The sequence below is a fragment of the Bacillus sp. JJ1503 genome (assembly GCF_036965125.1).
Classification (GTDB): Bacteria; Bacillota; Bacilli; order Bacillales; family Cytobacillaceae; genus Cytobacillus.
In genome coordinates, this window is record NZ_JBALOZ010000273.1 from 1 (window position 1) to 8,951 (window position 8,951).

9 protein-coding genes are annotated in these 8,951 nt (G+C 35.5%); 8 read left to right on the top strand and 1 reads right to left on the bottom strand.

The window, feature by feature from the left end; all coding sequences use genetic code 11:
- A partial coding sequence (locus V7149_RS19765; protein WP_335347306.1) for a 3'-5' exonuclease occupies positions 1–1,071 on the top strand: 1,071 nt, incomplete at its 5' end.
- Positions 1,072–1,115: 44 nt separating this feature from the next.
- Complete coding sequence (locus tag V7149_RS19770; protein ID WP_438824133.1) at positions 1,116–1,988, top strand: phosphorothioated DNA-binding restriction endonuclease; 873 nt, start codon at positions 1,116–1,118, stop codon at positions 1,986–1,988.
- Between the two features lie 119 nt (positions 1,989–2,107).
- Here the strand turns inward: V7149_RS19770 and V7149_RS19775 are convergent, their stop codons facing one another.
- Positions 2,108–2,515: an ABC transporter ATP-binding protein gene (locus V7149_RS19775; RefSeq protein ID WP_335347308.1), complete on the bottom strand. Its 408-nt coding sequence runs from the start codon at positions 2,513–2,515 to the stop codon at positions 2,108–2,110.
- Positions 2,516–3,444: 929 nt separating this feature from the next.
- On the opposite strand from V7149_RS19775, the gene V7149_RS19780 reads away from it, so the two are divergent.
- The 6 genes from V7149_RS19780 to V7149_RS19805 form a co-directional block, all read left to right on the top strand.
- Positions 3,445–4,134 (top strand): GntR family transcriptional regulator, encoded by a 690-nt coding sequence (locus V7149_RS19780; RefSeq protein ID WP_335347309.1) that lies wholly within the window; start codon positions 3,445–3,447, stop codon positions 4,132–4,134.
- Between the two features lie 10 nt (positions 4,135–4,144).
- Positions 4,145–5,314, top strand: coding sequence for a M28 family metallopeptidase (locus tag V7149_RS19785; protein WP_335347310.1), 1,170 nt, complete (start codon positions 4,145–4,147; stop codon positions 5,312–5,314).
- 12 nt (positions 5,315–5,326) lie between these two features.
- Entirely contained in the window at positions 5,327–6,169 is an 843-nt protein-coding gene (locus tag V7149_RS19790; RefSeq protein WP_335347311.1) for an ABC transporter permease, read from the top strand.
- A complete protein-coding gene (locus V7149_RS19795) occupies positions 6,166–6,954 on the top strand; it encodes an ABC transporter permease (RefSeq protein WP_335347312.1) in 789 nt (262 codons plus the stop codon). The genes V7149_RS19790 and V7149_RS19795 overlap by 4 nt, the downstream gene beginning before the upstream one ends.
- Before the next feature lie 25 nt (positions 6,955–6,979).
- A complete protein-coding gene (locus tag V7149_RS19800) occupies positions 6,980–8,062 on the top strand; it encodes an ABC transporter substrate-binding protein (protein ID WP_335347313.1) in 1,083 nt (360 codons plus the stop codon).
- 13 nt (positions 8,063–8,075) lie between these two features.
- Positions 8,076–8,951, top strand: an 876-nt coding sequence (locus tag V7149_RS19805) for an ABC transporter ATP-binding protein (protein WP_335347314.1), incomplete at its 3' end; no start/stop codon positions are given.

Below are 8,951 nucleotides of genomic sequence, written 5' to 3' on the forward strand. Positions count from 1 at the left end.
TGTTATAACATTTCTCTTGCCCGAAGTATTGAGCAAATGATTCATCATATGATGAATGAGCCTGATAACCTCTTTGATTTTAATTTTTCAGCGGCAGAACAAGAAGTCGATTCAAAAATACATAATATACAGGTCCGTAATTTCCACGCATGGCTTAAGAATGATTTAAGGATCACAGAAGATGCTATCCCATCCATGATTGAAAAGCTTGAAGTCGGGCAAGCTATTTTACCGATGTATGATGCTATATTAATAGATGAGGGCCAGGACTTTCAAGGAGATTGGTTTGGTCTTGTCAGTCAATTGCTGAATCCGGATACAAAATCCCTCTTATTGGTTGAGGATAGGGCACAAACTATATACAAAAGGAAGCGCAGTTATGTGCAAGACACAGGGCTGAACTTTCAAGGAAGATCTAAAGTATTAAGCATTAATTATCGTAACACAGCTCAGGTTGTAAAATTTGCTTGGGATTTTTATCAAAAGCATTCTGCTCTTAAAAATAAGGTCGTAAGTAAGGAGCACGAAGGGGAAATCATTGCACCTCAAAGTACTAGAAGAAAAGGTGTAGAACCAGCCATTGTTAAAACTGACAGTTTTTTTAAAGAAGCAATAATTGTTGTACGGCAAATTCAAAAGCTGCATGAGCAATACAAAGTTCCTTTTTCTGAAATGCTGATTCTTTATCGGGTGAAAAAGACGTATCAGATGAATTACATTGATGTGTTAAAGCGAGCCCTTGATCAGGTGGGCGTTAGGTATTACTGGCTAACTGAAAATAGTGAGTCCAAGCGGAAGTTTGAACGAGAAGAGGATTCTGTAAAAATTAGCACAATTGACAGCAGCAAAGGTTTAGATTTTCAGGCAGTTTTTATTGTAAATATAGATAACATGCCGTTTACTTTGGAAGATGATAAAGAGCGCGAAGCATCTCTGTTATACATTGGAATGACAAGGGCGAAGGAATACCTATGCTTATCTTATTCCGGAGAATCGGAGTATACGAAATATTTTGATGAAATTAATATGGAACGACAGGCTGTTAAGAAGTCTGGGGAAAAGACTAGCTAGTGTGAATATACCTTCTATTGTAAAGGGGAGGGGGCATGGTGAAAATAGATAGGAATGAATTAATTAATCGATTAAATCAATTATCGATTTGGAAAAAAGGTGATCAACGTGCTCCACATAAACCTCTCTTGATTTTGTATGCAATTGGGGATATGCAAAAAGCGAGTCACCGTCTTATCCCATATAATAAAGCGAGAGAAAAATTAAAGGAGCTATTAGTAGAATTTGGTCCGCTTAGAAGTTCATATCATCCAGAGCAGCCATTTGTGAGATTAGTAAATGATGGTATCTGGGACCTCTCAGAGCAAATAAATACTAGTAAATTCACGAATAAGCAACTAATTGATAAACAAATCTCTGCAGGGTTTAAAACAGAGATATATTTACTACTAAAAAATGATATCCAATTACAGAAGGAAGTAGCTGAAACAGTACTCGATGCTCACTTCCCGGAAACCTTGCATGAAGACATTCTTGATTCTATTGGGCTAGATTTTACCATTGGTAAAAAAAGCAGCCGTGATCCCAAGTTCAGAGACCGAGTGCTCAAAGCTTATGAATACCGGTGTGCAGTTTGTGGTTTCAACGTTAGATTAGGGAATCATTTAGTGGGAATTGAGGCAGCTCATATTAAATGGCATCAGGCTGGCGGACCAGATACTGAAGAGAATGGCATTGCACTTTGTTCCTTGCATCATAAGCTGTTCGATCGTGGTATTTTTACAATAAACCACGACAGAAAATTCCTAGTCTCTGAATATGCCAATGGCGGTGATGGTTTTGAAGAATGGGTTATGAAATATCATGGACAATCGGTACGCAATCCTGTTCAGCATTACTATGTTCCGAATGATTCATTTCTTGGATGGCATGTCAAAGAGGTCTTTAAAGGACCATCACGGTATATAGTCAATTGAGATTATGTTTCACGTTAATTTAAGAAACTGTCTTATTTTCCAAAACCATCTAAAAACTCCTTTATAATATTTAAATACTTGAATCCCCTGGAATCCGAACCAGGGGATATTTTTTATGGTTAAACTTTTTTCAAAACACCATTTTTTACTAGATTAATCAATGTCCCCTTATTTCCATATCTTTGATAGGCAATGAGCCTATTCAAGTCCTTTACAGTTAATTCAGATGGGTCAATTGAAAGCTTAAATTCATTACTGACTTTGCCAATTAGAGAAAGAGCAAACTCCATTTGTTTGGCTGTTAATTTGTAATCATCCCGAATGGCTGTCTGTTTTTCATTTTGCTGGTTTTCATTGGTAGATTGAATAGTTGCTGCATGTTCTTTAAGTTTTGCATCTATTATTGCCTCGACATCAGCCTGGCTTATGTTATGAATCTTTTCTTGAGATGTCTGCTGGGTTGGTTTAAATATTTTATCAAGAAGCCCTTTTAACACCTTATCCACTTCACTTTCATTAACATTCATTCCTACATATTTCTCTTATTCTATTATTAAATGATTACGGTAGAAAAACAATAGATAATAGTTATTTTATCCTGTTGAGGTAATTATTGGTGTTGTTCCCAAGTAATTTTATTTAAATTGGGATAGTAGCATTTAAATACGAAGGAAAATACCACTTATCATTAAATCTACAAGGTTTTTTTAAAGGGGAATTAAAGAAGTATGTCGTAATTTGTTGGATAAAGTATATTTGGAGGTGCGAACCATGAAAAATGGGAGTTCCATTGATTTTTCAATTAATAGAGATTTAGCAAAACAATTAATATGTGATGAGTTTTCCCCATTTTAGCTGCGGGGCCTCCTGTGTGTTCCGTAAGGTGTGTCCGTTCAACTCCCACCACCGGTATATCTAGGTAAAAACGAGTTAAGTTTAGAAACGATAAAGCACTCACAAATTTTGATACATCAATGTTTGTGAGTGTTTTTTGTTTTGTGNNTTGCTAAACTTATCTAGTTAAAATTCCATTTAGTTATAAAGATTTGATTTTTTCTAGTATTAAATTGTATGTAATTTTGTCAGCTCGCCCTTGGCGGTATGCTTATTCCAATAGGCTTTATAAGGTTTCAAACTTAATTCAGAGAAATTCAACAGGGTTACGAAAAAGCTGCGAGTTCAAGGTGCAGTGATAAATTAAAGGTTATTTCGCAGGGTCCGAAGCAGATGAACGCCCCACAGCTAAGCCTAGTTCAGAGGGGTATGCTGCATGATTTAATATAGTAGGACTCGATACTCTTTTTCTTTCAAATAGTATTTTCATAGTATGATTAATGATTATGTTTATTTAGTATTTTATGTATTTTAAAAATATTTAGAAAAATATATTGTAGATTGTATACAATATGTCGTATAATGAATTCAATACAAAAATGGGAGGAGGTTAATAATTGAGATGAAGTTAGATAAAATTAAATCTGTTTCTATTGCTTCGGAAGTTTTTAATCAACTCAGATTAAAGATAATTAATGGTGAACTAAAAAATGGACAAAGATTAGTAGAAATGGATCTAGCTAAGAACTTAGGAGTCAGTAGAACTCCAGTCAGAGAGGCTATTCAACGATTAGAACAAGAAGGATTAGTTGAAATACTCCCGAGAACACACAGCCTAGTCAAAGGAATATCCTTAGAATCCATCAATGAAATTATCCTCATTCGTTCCTTATTAGAGCCTACAGCAGCTAAAGTTGCAGCAACAAAAATCACCGACGATCAGCTATTGAAATTAAAAAGCTATCTAGAGCTGTCAGAAGTCTACTTTCAACAAGGTAGAGTTGATGAACTTATGAAGGTCCATGACTTATTTCATGCTGAAATCATCAAAACCTCTGGCTTAATCAGATTAGTTAATATTCTAGAAAATTTACATGATTATATAGTTCATTTTAGACATTCCTTTTTAAGTAGACCTCATCTAGTAGAAAGATCCATTAAGGAGCACTTAGAAATATATGAGGCTTTATGCAGAAGAGATCCAGAACTGGTTGAAGAAGTATTTATCAAACATTTAAGTGGAATTACAGATTATGCAAAAGTTGTAATGGAAGATAATACGCCTTCAGAACAAATAACTTCGAACATATAGGAGGGTTGTAATGAATGATATTAAATCTACAAATGTTCGTGAGGAAATCAAAGAAACTATTCGAGTTTTAAGTGAGGAAGTAGGGCAAAGATTTGCTGGTACAGAAGGTGAATGGAAGGGGACAGACTATATTTATCAACGTCTTAATGAAATAGGAGTAGAAGCTGAGAAGCAGGTTTATCCTTTTATTGGTTGGGAGCCTAAAGGATCGCCTGATCTTGAGATTCTATATCCAATATCAAAAGTATTAAAAACAGCCTATCTATTATTTTCTGGGTCCACACCTAGTACCGGAATTAGTGGGAAACTTACATATCATGGGATAAAAGGATTGATACCTGGCGTTTATGATATGCCTTGTTACAACGTCTTAGGCGTAGAAGGCGAAATTTTAGCACAAATTGTTGTAAATAGCGGTGGCGATCCGATTGCATTACTGAATCCAAGATCAAAATTCCCTATTCCTGCAGTGGTTATGAGCTTTGAGGATCATCTTCATGTACAGGAACTTTTAAATGAAGGTCATGAAATTGAAGTATTTGTAAAAGTGGAAGGAAATATAAAGGAGTGTAAATCTGCAAATATCATTAGTCATCCATACAAATCCCAAAGTACTATAAATAGGAAAAGGGTAATTGTCTGCGCTCACTCTGATACTACATTAAACACTCCTGGGGCTTATGATAATGGTTCAGGTATAGCTGGAATCATTGAAATTGCGAGAAGACTACGCAGTGAAAATTATGATTTTCCATTTGATGTTGATGTCATTGCCTTTTCCAATGAAGAAGTCGGTTTTATCGGTGCAGACTATTATGTAAATGATTTAAAAGAGAGAGGAAGACTTGATGAAGTGGCAGCTGTAATTAATCTAGACCAAATTAGTGCAGGAGACAAGATTTGGTCATGGGTTGGACCAGAAGATTTTCGTCAAAAAGTAAAAGATAGTTTTAGAGAATCTGGGGCTTATGAGAGAAGCGATTTTGAAGTTGATGTTGATACTCCTAAGGCTGGAGCAGATGAATGGATGTTCCATCTAGAAGGTATTCCAACAGCACTGCTCATGTTTTGGAGATTACCAGACTATCACCGTCCAACAGATACAATAGAAAAAATTGAATATGATAAAGTGGAGCTTATTATTGAAACCGTTTTTAATTTACTTAAACGAATAGAGTAAGGGTGAACAGCTATGTCAAAAAAAACTATCGTCCTTCTTTTAGCTCCTTCTGTCTTAATCTTATTAGGATTTTTCATTCTTCCTTTAATTGTTGTCCTTAATAATTCTATTTTGGATGAGAACGGAAGTATTACATTCCAGCATTATCTTTTATATTTTCAAGATCAACACTATTTGTCCATTACGTTCCGATCTATAAAAATCTCTTTAATTGCAACTTTCATTACTCTTGTCATCGGTTATTTTATCGCATACTTTACAACCAAATATATTAAGAAAAAGCTGTTAAAAAGAATTGCTTATATCCTGATTATTTCCCCATTATTTACAAGTGCAGTTGTCAGGTCATTTGGCTGGATGGTGATTTTGGGGAATAACGGATTTATCAACAAATCGTTAATGGGGCTTGGTATCATCTCTGAGCCGATAAAACTTTTGTATAACGAAACGGGAATCATAATTGGCTTGGTGTATATCTTAGCTCCTTTTATGATCTTATCTATAACAACAGTTTTAGAAAATATAGATACTAGATTTGAAGAGGCTGCTGCTGATTTAGGACTAAGCCCTTTACAAACTTTTATAAAAGTAACTCTCCCACTGACAGTCCCAGGTATTTTAGCTGGAAGTGTAATGGTTTTCTCTTTAGCTATCAGTGCATACGTAACACCTGCCATGCTTTCTGGAGGAAGAGTTCAATTAATTGCCACTGTTATCTATGAACAGATGATGCAAGTGTTTAATTATCAGTTTGGCTCAGCTGTTGCTTTTGCAGTCTTAATCTTTAGCTTCCTGATTATTGGACTGAATCATTATTTATTAAGATCTGATTGGGTTGAGGAGGGAAGACGTTGATTTCTAAAACATTTATGTGGATTGTAGGTTTTTTCCTTTTTCTATTCCTAGCCTTCCCTCTATTGGTTTTAATTAATGTTTCATTTACAGAACTAAATTATTTAAGCTTCCCTGGAAAAGGATTTACATTAAAGTGGTATCAGAAGCTTTTTGAAGATGTTTCTTATGTAGAGTCCTTCCTATATAGCTTCAAATTATCTGGTGCAGCAACACTATGTGCAATATTGATCGGTATTCCTGCTTCTTACGGTTTAGCAAGGAATACTTTTAAAGGAAAGGGGATTGTGATGAATCTAATTTCATCTCCTCTCCTGCTTCCTCAAATTTTCTTAGGATTGGCTCTGCTACAGTTTTTTTATTACTTTACGAACAGTCCACAGAATTTCGTAACCTTAGTATTTGCACATATCGTTATTATTTTGCCATATGTTGTTCGGACATGCGTGAATAGCTTTATAGGGATAAGCCCATATATAGAAGAAGCGAGCAGGGACCTGGGGGCAGGGGCATGGAAAACCTTTTTCTCCATAACATTGCCACTAATGAAATCAAGCATTATTGCTGGAACTCTATTTTCATTTGCTGTCTCTTGGATAAATGTAGAAGTGACCATTTTCCTGACAGCAGCCGATCAAATGGCACTTCCTGTTAAAATGTTCAATTATGTTCAGTATAATATCGATCCAATGATTGCTGCTGTTTCCGCAGTAACAATTTATATCGCTTTTATCCTAATTCTCATTATTGATATGTTAGTGGGAATTGAGAATATTGCCTCAAAATAAAACAGGACACTAGGGGGGCTTCTTTATGAAGAAATTAAGATTGTATACAATTTTATTGGTAGTTTTGTTAATGGTTGCTACTGGTTGTGGAAAGCCTGTTCAACCCAAAGGTGATGCAACTGAGGCTAATACAGATTTAAAAAGTCAGGAAATATCCATTGCCATTTTTGGTGGTGATTGGGGAGAAACTATTAAAAAGCACATAATTAAACCTTTTGAACAAGAGACCGGCATTAAAGTGAATATCATTGAAGGAAATTCAACAACAACTTATTCCCGTTTATTACAGGAAAAGGGCTCTCCTACTATTGATTTAGCTTTATTGGACTCAGGAATTTCCGAATTGTCATATCAGAATGAAATTGTCGAAAAACTTGATAGAAGCAAATTTAAAGAAAGCGATTCTCTTTTACCTGAGGCATTTCAAGGGATTGATGATGAAACATTTGGTGTAGCTCTTGGATATTGGGGTTTAGGAATCGTGTATAACAAAGACGTAGTTAATAATCCACCAAAATCATGGAAGGATCTTTGGAATGACGAATACAAAGGAAAATTAACAATTCCTACACCTGCAACTACTGGAGGACTTCCTTTATTAATGCAAATTTCTGAGCTGGAAGGGGAAGAAAAAGGAAAAGTAGAAAAAGGACTAGAAAAATTGAAGTCTTTAGAAGTAGTTGCATTTTTTGACGGATCAGGAGCTGCTACTAATTTATATCAAAGCGGAGAGGCTTCAGTTGGAGCACATTATGGTGGACCCGCATATGTAATGAAAGACCAAGGTCTGCCAATTGAGTTTGTCGTACCTGAGGAAGGTGTTCTAGGTGCAGGTAGCTTCTGGCATGTTGTGAAAGGGACAAAAAAGTCCGATCAAGTTTATACCTTCTTAAACTATGCTACTTCAAAGGCTGCACAGGAAGGAATCGCTAACGACTTATATCTAGCACCTGTTCATAAGGATGTTAAATTAGACGAAAAAACGCTTGAAAGAATGCCATATGGCAAAAATGGATCACTACAGGATTTAAAAATGCCAGATTACAATCTCATAAACAAGAACAGGGATGAGTGGAACGAACTCTGGAATAGACAAATGGGAAGTTAAGGAGGTTTCAATCATGACAGCGGTTCCATTAGCAGAAACCCGTACCTTACATCAGGCCGAAGAAAAAAATAGCATAATTGAGTTTAATGAGGTGACCAAAAAATATAATCAGGCAATTGCAGTTGATAACATTTCCTTAAGTATAAAAGAAGGGGAGTTCCTTTCCCTACTTGGTCCCAGTGGGTGCGGTAAGACCACCACTCTTCGAATGATTGGCGGTTTTGAATTGCCCAGTCAAGGAAGCATAAAAATTGACGGTAAAGAAACAGGTAAATTACCACCTAATCACCGTCCAGTTAATACCGTTTTTCAGAACTATGCATTGTTTCCTCATTTAAGTATCTATAATAATATCGCTTTTGGACTAAAGCAAAAGAAAATATCAAAGGCTCAAATTACAAGCGAAACAAATGAAATTATCAAAATTATGGGATTAGAGGAGCATAAAGACAAATATCCAAGGCAACTGTCTGGCGGTCAGCAGCAAAGGGTTGCATTAGCTAGAGCTTTGGTGAACAAACCCAGAGTGTTGCTCCTAGATGAACCACTCGGGGCACTAGATTTAAAGCTAAGAAAAAAAATGCAGTTCGAATTAAAAAAGCTTCATGAACAATTTAAGATTACGTTTATTTACGTCACACATGATCAAGAGGAAGCTTTAATCATGTCAGACCGAATTGCAGTTATGAACAGTGGGAGAATTGAACAAATTGACACTCCCGAACAAATTTATAGTAATCCCAAAACACTATTTGTTGCTGATTTTATCGGAGAAACCAATGTAATAGATGTAAATTTATTACAAATAAAAGAAAAAGAAAATCTAATGAAAGAGTTTCCGCAAATCAAAACATCAAATAAAAAACTAATAATTAGACCTGAACACTTA

Bases quoted from the DNA above. Each gene is read 5' to 3' on its own strand.
- V7149_RS19775 (WP_335347308.1), bottom strand. From the start codon at position 2,515: ATGAATGTTAATGAAAGTGAAGTGGATAAGGTGTTAAAAGGGCTTCTT.
- V7149_RS19780 (WP_335347309.1), top strand. From the start codon at position 3,445: ATGAAGTTAGATAAAATTAAATCTGTTTCTATTGCTTCGGAAGTTTTT.
- V7149_RS19785 (WP_335347310.1), top strand. From the start codon at position 4,145: ATGAATGATATTAAATCTACAAATGTTCGTGAGGAAATCAAAGAAACT.
- V7149_RS19790 (WP_335347311.1), top strand. From the start codon at position 5,327: ATGTCAAAAAAAACTATCGTCCTTCTTTTAGCTCCTTCTGTCTTAATC.
- V7149_RS19800 (WP_335347313.1), top strand. From the start codon at position 6,980: ATGAAGAAATTAAGATTGTATACAATTTTATTGGTAGTTTTGTTAATG.